This is a genomic window from Sulfitobacter sp. 1A12056 (genome assembly GCF_043558125.1).
Lineage (GTDB): Bacteria > Pseudomonadota > Alphaproteobacteria > Rhodobacterales > Rhodobacteraceae > Sulfitobacter > Sulfitobacter faviae.
The window spans coordinates 161467-179076 of record NZ_JBIFFY010000002.1; the positions used below are offsets into that span (position 1 = coordinate 161467).

The window sequence follows — 17610 nt, forward strand, 5'->3', positions numbered from 1 at the left end:
TTAGCCGCGCCCCTGCCCCCGTGCGACCCGTTTCTTGCGCCATCGCAGCCCAAGCCCCGCCCCCGCTTGCCCTGCCGCGCCATTCATCGCATACCCTGAGCCATGGCCCGCCAACTTGATTATCATACCATCCGCGAGATCTTCGCCCGCTTCCAACAGGCAGAGCCTGAGCCCGAGGGCGAGTTGGAGCATGTGAATGTCTATACGCTCGTCGTGGCCGTGGCGCTGAGCGCGCAATCGACCGATGCGGGCGTCAACAGAGCCACGCGCGAGTTGTTCAAGATTGCCGACACGCCGCAAAAAATGCTCGATCTCGGGCTTGAGGGGCTAATTGAACATATCAAGACCATCGGCCTCTACCGTCAGAAGGCCAAGAACGTCATCAAGCTCAGCCAAATCCTCGTCGACGATTACGACGGCGAGGTGCCGAACTCCCGCGCTGCGCTGCAATCGCTGCCGGGGGTGGGGCGCAAGACTGCGAATGTCGTGCTCAATATGTGGTGGGGCCAGCCCGCGCAGGCGGTGGACACGCATATCTTCCGCGTTGGCAACCGCACCGGGATCGCACCGGGCAAGACGGTCGACGCGGTCGAGCGCGCCGTTGAGGACAACATTCCCGCCGATTTCCAGCGCCATGCCCATCACTGGCTTATCCTGCATGGCCGCTATCACTGTAAAGCCCGCAAACCCCTGTGCCGCACCTGTATCATCCGTGACCTGTGCCAATACGAGGACAAGACAGAATGACCCAATACGAAGTGATTGGCATCGGCAACGCCGTCGTCGACGTGATCTCCCATGCCGATGACGCTTTCCTTGCCGACAACGGTATCGAGAAAGGCATCATGCAGTTGATCGAGCGTGACCGCGCCGAAGACCTCTACGCCGCGATGCAAGACCGCGTGCAGACGCCGGGCGGCTCGGTCGCCAATACCGTTGCGGGCGCGGGCGCGCTGGGCCTCAAGACCGCCTTTATCGGGCGGGTGCGCGATGATGAGTTGGGCCAGTTTTATGCCAAGGCGATGACCGATATCGGCATCGACTTCGTCAACGCCCCCGTGGCCGAGGGCGAGAACCCGACCTCGCGTTGCATGATCTTCGTCACCCCCGATGGGGAGCGGTCGCTGAACACCTACCTCGGCATCTCAACCGGGCTGACCTCGGCCGATGTGCCGCAGGCGGTGACGGAGAAGGCCAAGCTGATGTTCCTCGAAGGCTACCTCTTCGACCACGAGGCGGGCAAAACCGCCTTTCGCGAGGCCGCGCGGGCCGCGACGGCGGGCGGCGGCATGGCGGGCATCGCCATCTCCGACCCCTTCTGCGTGGAGCGCCACCGCGACGACTTCCTCGCGCTGATCGAAAACGATCTGGGCTATGTCATCGGTAATGAGGCCGAGATTCGCGCCCTTTGGGAAACCGACGACACCGAAGCCGCCCTGGCCAAAACCGCCGAGATTTGCCCGCTGGTGGTCTGCACCCGTTCAGGCGACGGGGTCACGCTGGTCCGGGGCGAGGAACGGGTCGACGTGCCGGTCGAAAAGGTCGTGCCGGTGGATGCCACGGGCGCGGGCGATCAATTCGCGGCGGGCTTCCTCTATGGTCTTGCCACGGGCCGCGATCTTGAGACCTGTGGCCGCATGGGCAACATCTGCGCGGGCGAAGTGATCCGCCACATCGGCCCCCGCCCCCAGACTGACATCATGGCCCTGTTCAAGGCCGAAGGGCTGGTCTGACCATGATCGAGAACGGTTTTCACGATGTCCCGCCCGGCAAACTCGCCGTGGTGGTGACCCATCTTGAGATGGACGCCAAACCCAGCCTGCGGGAGGTGCCCCTGCCCGAGGGTGTCACCTTTCGGAAGGTCACACCGACGCCCGACTGGTTTCGGGACATTTTCCGGCGTGTCGGGATGGATTGGCTCTGGTACGGGCGGCTCAAACTGGAGGGCGCGGCCCTCTCTGCGCTGCTGCAAGACCCGGCGCGGGACTTTTATACGCTGACCCGCGATGGCAAGGACGAGGCGCTGCTTGAGTTGAACTTCCCCGAAGATGGCAGCTGCGAGCTGGCCTATTTCGGGCTGACCTCTGCGCTGATCGGCAGCGGTTCGGGGCGGTATCTGATGAACCAAGCGATCACGCTGGCATGGGAAAAGCCAATCACCCGGCTGCATCTGCATACCTGCACCAACGACAGCCCACAGGCGCTTGGCTTTTATGTGCGGTCAGGCTTCATCCCGGTGCGCCGTCAGGTCGAGATCGACGACGATCCGCGTCTCACAGGGCTGCTGCCGCGCGATGCGGCACCGCAAGTGCCGCTTATCGAGGCATAGGACCGCCGCCGGATCATCGAACCGGCGTGCACTCCGCCCCTTGGAAACAGGCGATTACTTTATCGACCATGGCAGGCTTCGGAGAGCCGAAGAGGTCGCCCCCGCAGGGGTTGCTTTCCAGCGCATAGGCCCCATCCGGTTTGCGTTCGAGGAAGGCCAGAACATCCCCCTCTTCGGCGGAGCCGCACCAAGGGCCGAAACACTGAACGTTGAGCGTCAAGGGCTGGTCAAAGGGCACGTCAAAGCCCCCTTCGGATAGCGCCGTGCCGCTGATCTGCGCCCGGATCGGCGTCTCTTCGGGTGGGTTGATCCCGATGGTGCCACCCTTCGGCAGGGCGCTGGCATCCAAGGTCAGACGCCCCTGCACCACGACGTAACTTTCCTCGGCCTTGGCCGCGCGTTGATAGGTCGCCTCGACCGAATGGGGCAGGCAACTGAGCGCAAGCGCGGGCAGCGGGGCCAAAGTGGCGAGGGCGCAGGCGATGATCCGTGTCATAGCTTCTCCTCAAACTCTTCAAGAACCGCCGCATAGACCGCACGTTTGAACGGCACGATATTCGCGACCAGTTGATCTGCGGGCATCCAGCGCCATTCCGAGAATTCAGGCTCAGCCGTCTGGATATTGACCTGATCGTCCTGCCCCATAAAACGCATGAGAAACCACTTCTGTTCCTGCCCCCGGTAGCGGCCCTTCCAGATGTTGGGCACCAGTTCATGGGGCAGATCATAGGGCAGCCAGCTTGTCGTCTCGGCTTCGATCCGCACCAGATCGCTGGAGATGCCGGTCTCTTCCTCCAACTCACGCAGGGCCGCATCGCGCGCGGCCTCGCCCTTGTCGACCCCGCCTTGGGGCATTTGCCAAGCGTCCTGATCCCGGTCGCGCCGCTGGCCAACAAAAACCTCGCCCTCGGCATTCACCAGCATCACGCCGACGCAAGGTCGGTAGGGCAGTTTGGCAATCTCTTCGGGGGTCATGGGGGCAGGTCTCCTGAATGGCGTTCATGAGGGAGTTAGCACGACCAAGGCGCGGCTCAAAGCGGTCACATCGCGGCTATAACGTTTCGGCAGCCGCATCCTTGACGCGGCGTTTCGCGTGACTTGCCCTGCCGTTTCCGATGGTGTCACAGTGACCCAGCCCTCCCAGAAAGGTAAAGCCATGTCCGACTATCCCCACCTGCTTGCCCCGCTCGACCTTGGTTTCACTACGCTGAAGAACCGGCTGCTGATGGGCTCGATGCACACCGGGTTGGAGGAGACGGGCGATTGGAACCGCGTGGCGGAGTTCTATGCGGCACGGGCGCGGGGCGATGTGGGGCTGATGGTCACGGGCGGCATCGGGCCGAACCGCGAAGGCGCGGTGGCCCATGGCGCGGCGATGATGGTCAGCCAGAAGGACGTCGACAACCACAGCATCATCACCCAGCGGGTGCATGAGGCGGGCGGCAAGATCGCCATGCAGATCCTGCACGCGGGCCGCTATGCCTTCACACCTGAATGCGTGGCCCCGAGCGCGGTGAAATCCCCGATCTCGATGTTCGCGCCCAAGGCGTTGGACGAGGAAGGCATCGAAAAACAAATCTCCGACATCGCCGCCTGCGCCCTGCGCGCCCGCGAGGCGGGCTATGACGGGGTCGAGATCATGGGCTCCGAGGGCTATTTCCTGAACCAGTTCCTCGTCACCCATACCAACAAGCGCGAGGACCGCTGGGGCGGGTCTTACGAAAACCGCATGCGCCTGCCGCTGGAAGTCGTCCGCCGCGTGCGCGAAATGGTGGGCGAGGATTTCATCCTGATCTACCGCCTGTCGATGATCGACCTCGTGCCCAACGGCTCGACCTTCGAAGAGGTCGTGCAATTGGCGCAAGAGGTCGAGAAGGCGGGCGCCAACATCATCAACACCGGCATCGGCTGGCACGAGGCGCGCATCCCCACAATCGCCACCTCGGTGCCACGCGCGGCCTTTGCATGGGTCACGAAAAAGTTGATGGGCAAGGTGGGCATCCCGCTGATCACTTCGAACCGGATCAACACGCCGCAAGTGGCCGAAGAAGTGCTGGCGGAGGGCTGCGCCGACATGGTCAGCCTCGCGCGGCCGATGCTGGCCGATGCCGATTTCCTCGCCAAGGCGAAGGCCGGTCAGGCCGAGCGCATCGCCCCCTGCATCGCCTGCAACCAAGCCTGCCTCGACCATACCTTCGGCGGCAAGATCTCCACCTGCCTCGTGAACCCGCGCGCCTGCTACGAGACGGAATTGCGGATCGAACCCGCCGCAAGCCCGAAAACAATTGCCGTTGTCGGCGCGGGGCCCGCCGGTCTCTCGGCGGCCATCACGGCGGCGGAGCGCGGCCACAAGGTGACGCTCATGGACCGCGCAAGCGAGATCGGCGGGCAACTCAACCTCGCCAAACAGGTAGCCGGCAAGGAGGAGTTCTGGGGCCTCGTCGACTGGTACCGCACCATGCTGGACGTGCACGGCGTGACCGTACAGCTTGAGACCGAAGCCACGAGCGAGGCGCTCTCAGACTTCGACGAGGTCATCATTGCCACCGGCGTCGTGCCGCGCGACCCGGAGATTCCCGGCCAGAACCGCGACAACGTGGTCAGCTACATCGACGTGCTGAACGGCACTGCGAAGGTCGGCCAACGGGTCGCCGTGATCGGCGCAGGCGGGATCGGCTTCGACGTGTCGGAACATCTGGTCCACGATGGCGAGAGCAGCACGATGAACCTGCCCGAGTGGATGCGCGAATGGGGCGTCACGGACCCGGGCGCGCATCGCAGCGGCCTCGCCCCCGAAGGCCCGCAGCCCCCGGCGCCCGCGCGCCAGATCACCATGCTGCAACGCAAGACCAGCAAGCCCGGCAAGGGTCTGGGCAAGACCACGGGTTGGATCCACCGTGCCTCGCTCACCATGCGCGACGTGAAGATGATCGCGGGCGTGAACTACGAGCAGATCGACGACGCGGGCCTGCATATCTCCTTTGGCGAAGCGCGCGAGAACCCCACGCTGATCGAGGCCGACACCATCGTGGTCTGCGCCGGGCAATTGTCCGAGCGCAGCCTCGCCGATGCACTGGAGGCGCGGGGGCAGACCTGCCACGTGATCGGCGGCGCGGATGTGGCGGCGGAACTGGACGCGAAACGCGCCATCAACCAAGGCACACGGCTGGCCGCCGGGCTGTAAGCGAGGGGCGGGCGCTTGGCCCCCTTGCGCCCCGCCCTAGATCGCCGCAGGATTGCCAAAACGATCCAAGGTCTCCATGCCCCTCTGCGTCTTCGACATCTATGAGGACGGCACCGCGCAGGTGCCCTCTGACAACAACCTCACCGGGCCGGGGCGCTACCGCTGGTGGCACTACGACATGGCTGATCCGGCGCTGGCACCGTGGCTGGCCGAACACCTGCCCGAGATCCCGGCGGGCGCATTGCTACAGCCCGAAACCCGCCCGCGCTGTGACGAATATGACGACGGGCTGATCCTGAACCTGCGCGGCATCAACCTCAACGAAGGTCAACAGGCCGACCAAATGGTTTCGGTCCGGATGTGGGTGACGGATGCGGTGGTGATCACCGTGCGGATGCGCCGGGTCTTTGCCATAGATGAGCTGCGCGCGCTGGCCGCCGAGAATAATGCGCCACCCCGGCCTTCGGCCTTTGTCGAGGCGCTGGTGATGCGGCTCACGGCGCGGGTACAAGCCGAGGTCGCCCGGCTGGCCGAGCGCACCGCCTTCTACGAGGCCGACCTCGAAGACCTCAGCACCCCGCCGCCGAAGGAACTGCCGGTGACCCGCCGCAGCGCGATCCGGCTGGAACGCTACCTCGCCCCGCAGCGCCATGCGCTGGAGCGGTTGGCGACACTGGACCTGCCGCTGGTGCCGGACGTGGACGCGATGAAGCTGCGCGAACTGGCCAACCGGACCGCCATCGTGGTCGAGGAATTGGACGCGCTACAGGAACGCATCGTCACGGTGCAGGACGAACACGACAACCAGGTCGCGCAGCGACAGGCGCGGCACAGCTACATGCTCTCCATCGCCGCCGCGGTCTTTTTGCCGCTAGGGTTTCTGACGGGACTTTTCGGCGTCAACGTGGGCGGGATGCCGGGCGTGGACGATCCGCGCGCCTTCGCGATCCTTTGCCTTGCCATGGTCGGCCTCGCTGCCATCATGCTGGCCGTGTTGAAATGGCTGCGCTGGCTGTGACGGGCGGGGAAACGGATTGTTCTGCCGTTTCCATGCCATGAACGATCCCCGCAAAGACCACGGGACTGTCTTGCCTCCGCCCCGATCCTGCCCGAATTGACGCCCATACCTGACCGCAACAAGATCAATGCGAAGGGACAGGCAATGGACCGCCTTACGGAAATGGAAGCGTTTGCCACTGTGGTGAATCAAGGCGGCTTTACAGATGCTGCCAAGAAGATGGGGATCTCGAAATCCGCCGTCTCAAAGCATGTCTCCTCACTCGAGGCCCGTTTGGGGGCGCGACTGCTGAACCGCACCACCCGTCGCGTATCGCCCACAGAGATCGGCCTTGCTTATTACGACCGCGCCCGCCGCGTGCTGAACGACGCGGGCGAAGCCGACGCGCTGGTGACCTCGATGCAATCCGCGCCCTCGGGGTTGCTGCGGATTTCGGTGGCGACGGACTTTGGGGTGAACCACCTCTCCCCCGCGCTGTCGGAGTTCTTGCAGGATTTTCCCGATATCACCGTGAACATGGTGCTGAACAACCGCTACGTTGAGTTGATCTCGGAAGGCTTCGACATGGCCGTGCGGATCGGGGAGCTGGAAGACAGCACCCTGCGCGCGCGCAAATTGACCGAGACGACCAAACGCATGATCGCCAGCCCGAAGTATTTCGAGCAATACGGACGGCCGGAAAAGATCGACGACCTGAACAATCACAAGCTGCTGCATTACTCGAACCAGTCCTCGGGCAACGTGTGGAAACTGACCGCGCCCTCGGGCGAGAAACGGCAGGTGCGCACGGCGGGCTGGCTTTCGGTCAATGACGGGCAGAGCCTTTTGAACGCCGCGATCTCGGGGCTGGGCATCGCCTATCTGCCAAGCTTCCTCTACGCCGAGGCGATGGAGAAAGGACTGGTCGAGGACGCGATCCCCGATCTGCCGCTGGAGACGCAGGGCATCTATGCCGTCTATCCGCCGGGCCGGTTCACCCAGCCCAAAGTGCGGGCGTTCATCGACTTTCTGGTGCATGAGTTTGCCGAGAAGGGGCCGGCGGACTGGTAACAGTCGCGACTGCCACCTGGCCCGGAATCAAGCCGTAGGCGCCGGGCCATCGCCTGCCCGCCCGGACGGGTAGGCGATTTAGCGAGGCTGGGTACGACCTTGCGAACGCACACAATGGTTGAGCCATAAAGTGGCAACGCCATACCGCCTGATCGCCGACCCGCGGGCAGGCGACGGCCCTCCTCGCGAAATGCTTTCCTCTCCCTCACCAGCACGCTATCTCTCCCGCCATGAGCAACATGCGCGAAACCTACGCCCGGCTTGTCGCCGAGGGCAAACTACAGGCCGACCCGGCCCAAGAAACCGTCATGGCCGAGTTCGACCGCATCCGCGATGCACTGGCCAACCCGCCGAAGAAAAGCTTTTTCCGCAAAGCCCCAGAGCCGCCCAAGGGCCTGTACCTATGGGGCGGCGTCGGGCGCGGCAAATCCATGCTGATGGACATGTTCGTGGCGCATCTGCCCGACGTGCCTGCGCGCCGCGTGCATTTCCACGCCTTCATGCAGGAAATCCACAACGCCATGCACGAGGTCCGCAAGACCAGCGTGGATGACGCCATCGCGCCCGTGGCCCGCGACGTGGCGGAAAGCGTCCGCCTGCTCGCTTTCGACGAGATGCAGATCACCGACATCACCGACGCGATGATCGTGGGCCGCCTGTTCGAAGCGCTTTTTGCCGCGGGTGTCGTGGTGGTCACCACCTCGAACCGCCTGCCCGATGACCTCTACAAAAACGGCATCAACCGCGAGGTTTTCGTGCCCTTCATTGACCTCATCAAAGAGCGGATGGTGGTGCATGAATTGGCCAGCCCGACCGACTACCGCCAAGACCGGCTGGCAGGGACGCAGGTCTATTTCACCCCCGTCAACGCCGAAAGCCGCGCCGCGATGGACGCGGTCTGGGACGATCTGGCGGGCACCGAGGGCGAACCGCTCACCCTACACGTCAAAGGCCGCGAAGTGACCATTCCGCAATATCACAACGGCATGGCCCGCGCCGGTTTTCACGCGCTCTGCGGGCAGCCCTTGGGCGCGGCGGATTACCTCGCGCTGGCGCAGGCTGTGCGGGTACTGCTGCTGGACAACATCCCCACCCTTGGCCGGTCGAATTTTAACGAGGCGAAGCGTTTCGTCACCCTGATCGACGCGCTTTACGAGGCGAAGGTGCGGCTGATCTGTTCCGCCGCCGCCGCGCCGGAAATGCTCTACCTCGAAGGTGAAGGCACCTTTGAATTTGAGCGTACAGCCTCCCGCCTGCGGGAGATGCAGGGGGAAGACTGGGGGCGCTGACCGCCCCCGGCCAACCGATCAGGAATCACTAATCGGCTGCATATGCAGGTCATTGCCCTGCAGGAAAGGGTGGTAAGGTCGTTCGACCTCATAAAGCCACCACAGGCCGCCCGCGATAATTGCGAGACCTACGGCCATGAAGATAAATTGAAATTTCCGTGCATCGTCCTGATCGTGACGCGCGGACCGGCTGAAATTGCGCATGGGGACACCTCGGTTAAATTCGAAAGGGGAGACTTCCGCGGACCAAGATACACCACATCTGCACCTCGCAGCAGCGGTACACCCAAATATGGTTAATCAGACGTTTTCACGCAACACGCTACCGGCAAGGTAGAGCGAGCCGCAGATCAGCACACGCGCATGGGGTTCGCGGGCGATGATCGCCTTGAGCGCCGCGGTGACGGTCTCGGCCTCTGCGGTCTCGAACCCTACATCGCGCGCCACTTTCGCCGTCGCCTCGGCAGGCAGGGTCGCCGCCTCGCCGGGGATCGACACGGCGGTGAGGCTTGCAGCCTCTGCCGCCAGCGGGCGCAGATATCCGGCGATATCCTTGGTATTCAACATGCCGCAAATCAGATGCGTCGGGCGTTTCGGGAGGACCGCCAACGTGGCCGCCAATGCCGCCCCCGCCGCGGGGTTATGGCCGCCGTCGAGCCACAACTCGCCCTCGGGCGCCATACGGGCAAGCGGCCCGTCTGACAGCCGCTGCATTCGCGCGGGCCACTGCGCCTGCGTCACGGCAGCCTCACAGGCCTCCGCATCGACGCCAAGTTGGCGCAGCGCGGCCAGCGCGGACCCGGCGTTCATGATCTGGTGGTCGCCGGGCAGATTGGGACGCGGCAGATCAAGCAGGCCGCGCTCATCCTGATAGACCATGCGCCCGGCTTCGGGCGCGACATGCCACTGCTGACCATAGGCCAAGAAGGGTGCCCCGAGTTTCGCGGCGCGGTCTTCGATCACCTCAAGCGCGGGCTCTTCCTGCTTGCCGACCACGCAAGGGACAAGCCGCTTGATGATACCCGCCTTTTCGCCCGCGATCTCGGCCAGTGTTTCGCCCAGATACTGCTGATGATCGACCGACACCGGGGTGATCACGGTCAGGGCGGGATCGGCCACATTCGTCGCGTCGAGCCGCCCGCCAAGGCCGACTTCGAGCAGGGTATAATCGGCAGGCACCCGCGAAAAGGCGAGGATCGCGGCGCAGGTCGTGATCTCGAAATAGGTGATCTCTTCGCCGCCATTGGCGGCATGGCATTCGTCCAGCACGGCGGCGAGGTCAGGCTCCGAGATCAATTCTCCCGCGACCCGGATACGCTCGTGAAACCGCGCGAGATGCGGCGAGGTATAGGCGTGCACCGTCTTTCCCGCCGCCTCCAACCCCGCGCGGATCATCGCTTGGGTCGAGCCTTTGCCATTGGTGCCCGCAATATGGATCACCGGCGGCAAGTCGTTCTGCGGATTGCCCAAAGCATCGAGCAGCCGCCACATCCGGTCGAGCGTCAGGTCGATGATCTTGGGGTGCAGCGCCATCATCCGTTCAAGGATGACGTCGGATGAAGGCGTGCTCATTTCTTCTCTGGCGTGTCGGCGGGCAAATCCGCTGCGGCCTGAACGGCGGCGGCGGCCTCGGCCACCTCAAGCTCTTCGGGGGCGGGCAGGTCGCCGCGCACGACAGGGGGCAGGCCCATTAGCATGCGGGTGATGGTGATCAACTCATCGCGCATCTCGGTCCGTTTGGTCACCCGGTCAAGCATCCCGTGGTCGAGCAGATATTCCGCCCGCTGGAACCCTTCGGGCAGTTTCTCACGGATGGTCTGTTCGATCACGCGCGGTCCGGCAAAACAGATCAGCGCGTTCGGCTCGGCGATCTGCACATCGCCCAGCATTGCATAGGACGCGGTGACGCCCCCGGTGGTGGGATGGGTCAGCACGACAATGTAAGGAAGCCCCGCCTCTTTCAGCATCTGCACGGCGACGGTGGTGCGCGGCATCTGCATCAGGCTGAGGATACCCTCCTGCATGCGCGCGCCACCGGCGGCGGAGAACAGCACCAGCGGGCGCTTCAGCTTCACGGCTTCCTCGGCGGCGGCAATGATCGCATTGCCGACATACATGCCCATGGAGCCGCCCATGAAAGAGAAGTCCTGCGCGCAGGCGACGATCGGCGTGCGACCAATATCGCCGGTCACGACCAGCATCGCCTCATGCTCACCGGTCTGCTTTTGCGCGGCCTTCATCCGGTCGGGATAGCGCTTCTGGTCTTTGAAATGCAGCGGGTCGGGTGTGGGCGCCGGAACCTTCACCTCGGTAAAGATGCCACCGTCGAACAGCGCCTTGAAACGCGCGCGGGGGCTGATGTGCATGTGGTGGCCGCAATTGGTGCAGACGTTCAGATTGTCCGCCAACTCACGGTGAAACAGCATGGTGCCGCATTCGTTACACTTGGTCCACAGATTGTCCGGCGTCTCGCGGCGCGAGAAGATCGAGTTGATTCGCGGGCGGACGTAGTTCGTGATCCAGTTCATTGGCAGGCCTCTGCTGTGGTTCCGTCCCAGATAATCCCCGCATGGGGAAATTGCAATCAGCGGCGTATCGCCAGCCGCGCCGCCAGCCATGAGACCAGCATCAAGGCGAAATCAACCGGCAGCCATGAACGCAACGCCGCCGCGTCATCCATTGAAAAGGGCGTCAGATAAAGCGCCAGCCCCGAAAGATCATCCGGCAGAGAGACAATGAGAATGGCTGAGACATTGTTCCACAGATGCACCGCGATCGCGGGCCCAAGCGAGCCGGAGCGCGCGGTAAGGTCCGCCATCAGGATGCCGAAAACCCCCGCCCAAAGCGCCACCATCAGCGCATTCTTCCCCGCCTCGGCAGGCAGGTAATGGCCCGCCGCGAACAGCGCCGACGGCAGCACCATCCAGATCAGCGGCGCGTTGAACCGCGCCGCGAGTTGCTGTTGCACATAGCCGCGAAAGACGATCTCTTCGGCGCTGACCTGCACCAGCACGGCCAGCAGCGACAGCGGCAAAAGCAGCAACCAACGGCTTAGGGGCAGGTTCGGCGTCAACTCACCGCCCATGCTCCACGGCGGCAATACCGCAAGCGCAACGCCCAGCAGCAACATCGCCCCGGAAACCGCGCGAAAACTGGGCCAGAGCCGCCCCGGCAGGCCAAAAAGGCTCCCCGCGCTGCGCCGGTGCACGATCCGCACGGTCACGGCGACGGCCATCGCCATGGTGCCAAAGCTGAACAGTAGCAGATACATCGCCTGCGGCGTGGCCCCTTTGAGCAGGTTGCCGTGCAGCGAGGGGGCCGCCGATCCCGCCAGCCCATAGACCGTTTGAAAGTAAAGCTCGTTCAGCGCGACATAGGCCACCACGGCCACGAACAGTCCCAAGAAAAACCGCCACAGCGCCGATGACGGGCGCGCGGGTGCGACAAAGGCCGCATGGGCGCTATAATCGGGCCGCCAGTTCATCAGCGGCGCCGTTCAAATCGGGGGTGGTGCTTGCAGAGCATATGCCGGGCCTTCACGCTTGCGGGCGGGCCGAACCGACCGCGCCAGAAGGTCAGAACCTATGCCCTAACACGCTGCAATACAACAGTTCCCCCGCCTCATACGCGCCAAAGCCTTGCAGCATAGCCGCCGCCCGACTATTCCATTCACGACGTTTCAAGGAGCCCACCGATGTCCACCACGCCCCGCTTCGACAAATCTCGGCTGCCCAGCCGCCATGTGACCGAAGGCCCCGCCCGCGCGCCGCACCGGTCCTACTACTATGCCATGGGCATGACCGAGGAAGAAATTCACCAGCCGCTGGTAGGCGTCGCCACCTGCTGGAACGAAGCCGCCCCCTGTAACATCGCGCTGAACCGTCAGGCGCAGGCGGTGAAGGTTGGCGTGCACTCCGAACAGGGCACCCCGCGCGAGTTCACCACCATCACCGTCACCGACGGCATCGCCATGGGGCATGAGGGCATGCGCTCCTCGCTGGCTTCGCGTGAGGCGATTGCCGACACGGTGGAACTGACCATGCGCGGCCATTGCTATGACGCCATCGTCGGGCTGGCGGGCTGCGACAAGTCGCTGCCGGGGATGATGATGGCGATGCTGCGGCTGAACGTGCCGTCGGTCTTCCTCTACGGCGGCTCGATCCTGCCGGGCAAGGCGCCTGCGGGCGCCGACGTTCCCGAAGATTTCGCCACCCGCGATCTCACGGTGCAGGACATGTTCGAGGCCGTGGGCCGCTTCCAGAACGGCTCCATGTCGCAAGCCGCCCTCGATGTGCTGGAACGCGTCGCCTGCCCCTCTGCCGGGGCCTGCGGTGGCCAGTTCACCGCCAACACCATGGCCTGCGTCTCCGAAGCCATCGGCCTCGCGCTGCCGAACTCCTCCGGCATGCCCGCCCCTTACGAGAGCCGCGACGCCTATGCCGAAGCCTCAGGTGCTGCGGTGATGAACCTGATCGAGAAGAACATCCGCGCCCGCGACATCTGCACCCGCGAAGCCTTCGAGAACGCCGCGCGTATCGTCGCCTGCACCGGTGGCTCCACCAACGCGGGCCTGCACCTTCCGGCGATGGCCCATGAGGCCGGGATCGACTTCTTCCTCGAAGACGTTTGCGAAATCTTCCGCGACACGCCGTATTTCGTCGACATGAAACCGGGCGGTGCCTATGTGGCGAAAGACCTCTATGACGCCGGCGGCGTTCCGGTTGTGATGAAAGAACTGCGCAAAGCGGGTCTGCTGCACACCGACTGTCTGACCGCAACGGGCCGCTCTATCGGCGAGGAACTCGACCGTATCGAGCGCGAAGCAGACGGCAAGGTGATCCACTCGGTCGCCAATCCGATCAGCAAGACCGGCGGCGTTGTGGGTCTGAAAGGCAACCTTGCCCCCGAAGGCGCCATCGTGAAAATCGCGGGCATGTCCGAAGACGACATCGTCTTCACCGGCCCCGCGCTGGTGTTCGAATGCGAGCAGGATGCCTTTGAAGCGGTGCAAAACCGCGCCTATTCCGAAGGCGATGTTTTCGTCATCCGCAACGAAGGCCCCGCGGGCGGCCCCGGCATGCGCGAGATGCTGGCGACAACGGCGGCGCTCTCGGGTCAGGGCATGGGCAAGAAGGTGGCGCTGATCACCGACGGGCGCTTCTCCGGCGCGACCCGCGGTTTCTGCGTTGGCCACGTCGGCCCCGAAGCGGCGCATGGCGGCCCGATCGCGCTGCTGAAGAACGGCGACATGATCACCCTCGACGCGGTCAAGGGCAGCATCACCGTGGATCTGTCGGACGAGGAGCTGGCCGAGCGCCGCAAGGCTTGGGCTGGCCCGCGTGCCACCAACTACGAAAGTGGTGCGCTGTGGAAATACGCGAAACTCGTCGGCCCCACCTACCTTGGCGCGGTGACACATCCCGGTGCCAAGGCGGAGACCCATGATTACATGGACCTCTAAAAGCCCCCTCGCGGCGCTTGCAATGCTCACCCTGTCCGCCTGCGAAGGCGGTCAGGGTTTTTCCTTTGGCGGCAGCCCCGCCACGCCTGAGAAACCGCTGCTGCAAACCGCTTTGGCCGGGGGCGCGGTGCAGGTTGTGCCGCCGCAAGGCTATTGCATCGACCCCAAAAGCCTCAAACGTCGCTTTGCGCTGATGGCGCGTTGCGATGCGCTTGGCCTGCCTGATGTGGTCAGCGCCGCGCCGCGCGGCATTCTCACCCTCGCGCTGATCGAAGCCGAGGCCGACGCGCCCCTGCCCACGCCGCAACAGGTTGCCGAGGCGGCAGGGCTAAGCCAGTTGCAAGAGGCCGGTAGCATCGAAGGGGCATCAATCTTTGTGGCCCAAGGGCCGGTGCCCGCCGAGGGCATGTCCCCCCGCCATTGGCGCGGCACGGCGTGGATCGGCGGCCATGTCGCCAGCGTCACCCTCTACGGCGCGCCGCACAGCCGCGCCATTTCCGAAGAGGGCCGCGCGCTGGTGGCAGAGCTGATCCAGCAAAGCCGCAGCAAAAGCGCAACACCCACCGCCCCCGGCAGTTGACCGACCTTTGTTTCCAAATCGGCAACACTGCCCGGGGACGGAAACAATCACGGGGGCTATTCATTTGAACGAAATCCCCGCCTTGCATAGACTGCGAGCAAACGAGAGGCGCAGGGCCATGGTCAACTTCCGCAGCGGTTATCTTGAGGGCAAGCTCTTTGCCCGCGCGCTGCAACGCTGGGCGGTTGCGGCCCGCAAAGCGGCCACGGCTGACCCTGCCACCCTGCGCCGCCAACGCAGCCGCGCCCGGCTGCTGCGTGCCGAACTGAACCGGCTGATCCACCGCGCCGAAGACCGCCTTGCCCTGCCCGCCATCGGGGCCAGCGGCTTCCCGAAACCACATAACGCCGATTGGGCATGGCGGCCGGAGTTGTGGCGCGGCCCGCTTGCCACGCCGGGGCTGTCCTCGGTCGCGACCAAATCAAAACTGGGCGAAGAGGTGACCCTGTTCCACGATTGCGCGCAGTCGGAACTGACCCTGCGCCAATTGCGCAACCTGCGCGAGGCCGATCTGGCCCCCTTTGGCCTGCAACTCGACGTGTTCAAATTCGACGGGTCATTCCTGTCGCTGGTGGTCGATCTGCCGACCGAGGCGATCACCGGATTGAAACGCCGCCACCTGTTCCGCATGGACACGATTGTGGAATTGGAGCACCCGCTGGAGATCTTTGCCCGGCTCAACATCCGCCACGGGCCGAACACCGAACAGATCGTCCGCGAACTGCCTGTCGGTCAGGAACACATCAGCGTCGAATTCGATCTGGCCTATAGCAAGCTCAACGAAAAACGGATCGAGGCGGCATGGATCGACCTGATCTTTGAAGGGCCGGAGATGAACCAAGTCGTGCTGCGCGACCTCACTTTTTCCCGCTCCCCCCGCGCCCAGATCTAGGACCCCGTGATGAGCCGATATGACCTCACAAAAACCGTGCTGCGCCAAGGCGCCTGGCACGGCGTGCTGACCGCCAAAGAGGGTGCAGACACGCCACAGATCAGCGTGACCCATGAGGGCAAGGAGGTGACGGATATCACGTTAAAGGCCGAAGGGTCCGAGGGGCGCTGGCATCTTTCCTTCCCGGTCCCGGCAGAGGCGATTGCCGATGGGGTCCAGACCCTCGTCATCACCGAAATGGCCAGCGGGGCGCTCTTGGGTCATGTGACCCTGATCGCGGATGAAGCGCTCGGCGATGACATACGGGCCGAGATGGACCTGCTGCGCGCCGAACTCGACATGCTGAAACGCGCCTTTCGGCGGCATTGCCGCGAGACGGAATAAGCGAAACGCCGTCCCGCAGGGCTGCGCCCAATAAAAAGCCCCGCTGTCTCCAGCGGGGCTTTGTGCATCTATGTGAAAGAGATCACTCGTTCGGACCCAGAGCCGACAGACCTTTGAGGATGTCGATGGCATAGGCCAGCTGGTAATCCTCTTCGCGCAGCTCCGCCGCTTTGCGGGCCTTTTCGCGGTCGTCTTCGATCTGTTTGATCTGATCGTCGGTCAGGCTGTCGTTGTTCAACCGGCCCCGCAGATCGGCTTCGGAGCGGAGGGGGCGTGCCGACAATGCGTCGTCATCTTCCTCGGTCTCTGGCGTGACCGGAGGTTGGGCCACGACGATATCGGGCGATACGCCAAGCGCTTGGATCGACCGGCCCGAGGGCGTGTAATAGCGCGCCGTGGTCAGGCGCATGGCCCCGTCCCCGCGCAGCGGCATCACGGTCTGGACAGAGCCTTTGCCAAAGCTCTTGGTGCCGATGACGATGGCGCGGCGGTGGTCTTGCAAAGCGCCCGCGACAATCTCGGAAGCCGAGGCCGAACCGCCGTTGATCAGCACGACGATCGGCTTGCCCATCGCCAGATCACCCGGCGTGGCGTTCACCCGGTCACCATCTTCGATATCCCGGCCCCGGGTGCTGACGATCTCGCCTTCCTCAAGAAAGGCATCCGACACGGCAATTGCCTGATTAAGCAGGCCACCGGGGTTGTTGCGCATGTCGATGACGATGCCGTTGAGATTCTCAATGCCGCCCGCCTCTTCGATCTGCTGCTCCAACCCTTCCTTCATCTTCGGATAGGTCTGCTCATTAAAGGTGGTCAGGCGCAGCACGGCGGTATCGCCCACGGTACGGGCCCGCACGGCGGTCAATTGGATCGTGTCGCGCACGATGGAGACGTCAAAGGGCTCAGGCTCCCCTTCCCGCACCACGGTGATCAGGATCTCGGACCCCACCGGCCCGCGCATCATCTCGACCGCATCGTCGAGGCCGAGACCCAGTAGGCTTTCGCCATCGACATGGGTGATGAAATCCCCCGCTTCGATGCCGGCCTCAGCAGCAGGCGTGCCGTCGATGGGCGAGACGACTTTGACAAAACCCTCTTCTTGGGTGACCTCGATGCCAAGGCCGCCAAACTCACCGCGCGTCTGTTCGCGCATCTTCTCGGCGTCTTTCGGCGACAGGTAGGACGAATGCGGATCAAGCGAGGTGAGCATGCCGTTGATGGCCGCCTCAATCAGGTCGCCGGGATCGACATCTTCGACATATTGGGCGCGGATGCGTTCGAAAATATCACCGAAAAGATCAAGCTGTTCGTAAACATTGGTCGTCTTCTCGGCCTCTTGCGCCAGCAGCGGCCCGGCGATCTGAGTGGTGGCGACCACCCCCGCCACCGTGCCTGCAACGGCTGCCATCACGAATTTCTTCAT

Annotated in this window: 18 protein-coding genes; 11 read left to right on the forward strand and 7 right to left on the reverse strand. The window is 63.9% G+C overall.

What is annotated here, in order from left to right; all coding sequences use genetic code 11:
• Positions 1-102 precede the first annotated feature (102 nt).
• From nth to ACGYLD_RS05155, 3 genes are read left to right on the forward strand one after another with little or no spacing between them, the layout of a single operon-like run.
• Positions 103-747 (forward strand): endonuclease III, encoded by a 645-nt coding sequence (gene nth, locus ACGYLD_RS05145; RefSeq protein WP_271692521.1) that lies wholly within the window; start codon positions 103-105, stop codon positions 745-747.
• Complete coding sequence (locus ACGYLD_RS05150) at positions 744-1733, forward strand: adenosine kinase (RefSeq protein WP_271692522.1); 990 nt, start codon at positions 744-746, stop codon at positions 1731-1733. Before nth ends, ACGYLD_RS05150 begins: the two co-directional genes overlap by 4 nt.
• 2 nt (positions 1734-1735) lie before the next feature.
• A complete protein-coding gene (locus ACGYLD_RS05155) occupies positions 1736-2329 on the forward strand; it encodes a GNAT family N-acetyltransferase (RefSeq protein WP_271692523.1) in 594 nt (197 codons plus the stop codon).
• 13 nt (positions 2330-2342) lie between these two features.
• Here the strand turns inward: ACGYLD_RS05155 and ACGYLD_RS05160 are convergent, their stop codons facing one another.
• Positions 2343-2825 carry a hypothetical protein gene (locus ACGYLD_RS05160; RefSeq protein ID WP_271692524.1) on the reverse strand — a complete coding sequence of 161 codons (483 nt, stop codon included), beginning with the start codon at positions 2823-2825 and terminating at the stop codon, positions 2343-2345.
• Entirely contained in the window at positions 2822-3304 is a 483-nt protein-coding gene (locus tag ACGYLD_RS05165; protein ID WP_271692525.1) for an RNA pyrophosphohydrolase, read from the reverse strand. Before ACGYLD_RS05165 ends, ACGYLD_RS05160 begins: the two co-directional genes overlap by 4 nt.
• A 181-nt stretch (positions 3305-3485) precedes the next feature.
• Here ACGYLD_RS05165 and ACGYLD_RS05170 point away from each other — a divergent pair, with 181 nt between their 5' ends.
• From ACGYLD_RS05170 to zapE, 4 genes are all read left to right on the forward strand, one after another.
• Positions 3486-5513: an FAD-dependent oxidoreductase gene (locus ACGYLD_RS05170; RefSeq protein WP_394401501.1), complete on the forward strand. Its 2028-nt coding sequence runs from the start codon at positions 3486-3488 to the stop codon at positions 5511-5513.
• 76 nt (positions 5514-5589) lie between these two features.
• Positions 5590-6531 (forward strand): zinc transporter ZntB, encoded by a 942-nt coding sequence (locus ACGYLD_RS05175; RefSeq protein WP_271692527.1) that lies wholly within the window; start codon positions 5590-5592, stop codon positions 6529-6531.
• 144 nt (positions 6532-6675) lie between these two features.
• Positions 6676-7581: a LysR family transcriptional regulator gene (locus ACGYLD_RS05180; protein WP_394401504.1), complete on the forward strand. Its 906-nt coding sequence runs from the start codon at positions 6676-6678 to the stop codon at positions 7579-7581.
• A gap of 230 nt (positions 7582-7811) precedes the next feature.
• Complete coding sequence (gene zapE, locus ACGYLD_RS05185; protein WP_271692528.1) at positions 7812-8870, forward strand: cell division protein ZapE; 1059 nt, start codon at positions 7812-7814, stop codon at positions 8868-8870.
• Between the two features lie 18 nt (positions 8871-8888).
• Here the strand turns inward: zapE and ACGYLD_RS05190 are convergent, their stop codons facing one another.
• The 4 genes from ACGYLD_RS05190 to ACGYLD_RS05205 all read right to left on the reverse strand — a co-directional run bounded on the left by ACGYLD_RS05190 (position 8889) and on the right by ACGYLD_RS05205 (position 12354).
• The gene (locus ACGYLD_RS05190; RefSeq protein WP_168612943.1) at positions 8889-9074 is read right to left on the reverse strand and encodes a hypothetical protein; all 186 of its coding nucleotides are present in this window, start codon (positions 9072-9074) and stop codon (positions 8889-8891) included.
• Between the two features lie 96 nt (positions 9075-9170).
• Positions 9171-10442 carry a folylpolyglutamate synthase/dihydrofolate synthase family protein gene (locus ACGYLD_RS05195; protein ID WP_271692529.1) on the reverse strand — a complete coding sequence of 424 codons (1272 nt, stop codon included), beginning with the start codon at positions 10440-10442 and terminating at the stop codon, positions 9171-9173.
• A complete protein-coding gene (gene accD / locus ACGYLD_RS05200) occupies positions 10439-11398 on the reverse strand; it encodes an acetyl-CoA carboxylase, carboxyltransferase subunit beta (RefSeq protein ID WP_271692530.1) in 960 nt (319 codons plus the stop codon). Before accD ends, ACGYLD_RS05195 begins: the two co-directional genes overlap by 4 nt.
• A 56-nt stretch (positions 11399-11454) precedes the next feature.
• On the reverse strand, positions 11455-12354 hold the full coding sequence (locus tag ACGYLD_RS05205) for a CPBP family intramembrane glutamic endopeptidase (RefSeq protein WP_271692531.1): 900 nt from the start codon (positions 12352-12354) through the stop codon (positions 11455-11457).
• A gap of 210 nt (positions 12355-12564) precedes the next feature.
• Between ACGYLD_RS05205 and ilvD the strand changes: the two genes are divergently transcribed.
• The 4 genes from ilvD (at position 12565) to ACGYLD_RS05225 (ending at position 16187) form a co-directional block, all read left to right on the forward strand.
• Positions 12565-14331, forward strand: coding sequence for a dihydroxy-acid dehydratase (gene ilvD, locus ACGYLD_RS05210; RefSeq protein WP_271692532.1), 1767 nt, complete (start codon positions 12565-12567; stop codon positions 14329-14331).
• Entirely contained in the window at positions 14312-14911 is a 600-nt protein-coding gene (locus tag ACGYLD_RS05215; protein ID WP_394401511.1) for a hypothetical protein, read from the forward strand. The genes ilvD and ACGYLD_RS05215 overlap by 20 nt, the downstream gene beginning before the upstream one ends.
• Positions 14912-15029: 118 nt before the next feature.
• Positions 15030-15803 (forward strand): DUF6478 family protein, encoded by a 774-nt coding sequence (locus tag ACGYLD_RS05220; RefSeq protein ID WP_271692534.1) that lies wholly within the window; start codon positions 15030-15032, stop codon positions 15801-15803.
• 9 nt (positions 15804-15812) lie between these two features.
• Positions 15813-16187 carry a hypothetical protein gene (locus ACGYLD_RS05225; protein ID WP_271692535.1) on the forward strand — a complete coding sequence of 125 codons (375 nt, stop codon included), beginning with the start codon at positions 15813-15815 and terminating at the stop codon, positions 16185-16187.
• 82 nt (positions 16188-16269) lie between these two features.
• Here the strand turns inward: ACGYLD_RS05225 and ACGYLD_RS05230 are convergent, their stop codons facing one another.
• Complete coding sequence (locus ACGYLD_RS05230; protein ID WP_067268037.1) at positions 16270-17610, reverse strand: S41 family peptidase; 1341 nt, start codon at positions 17608-17610, stop codon at positions 16270-16272.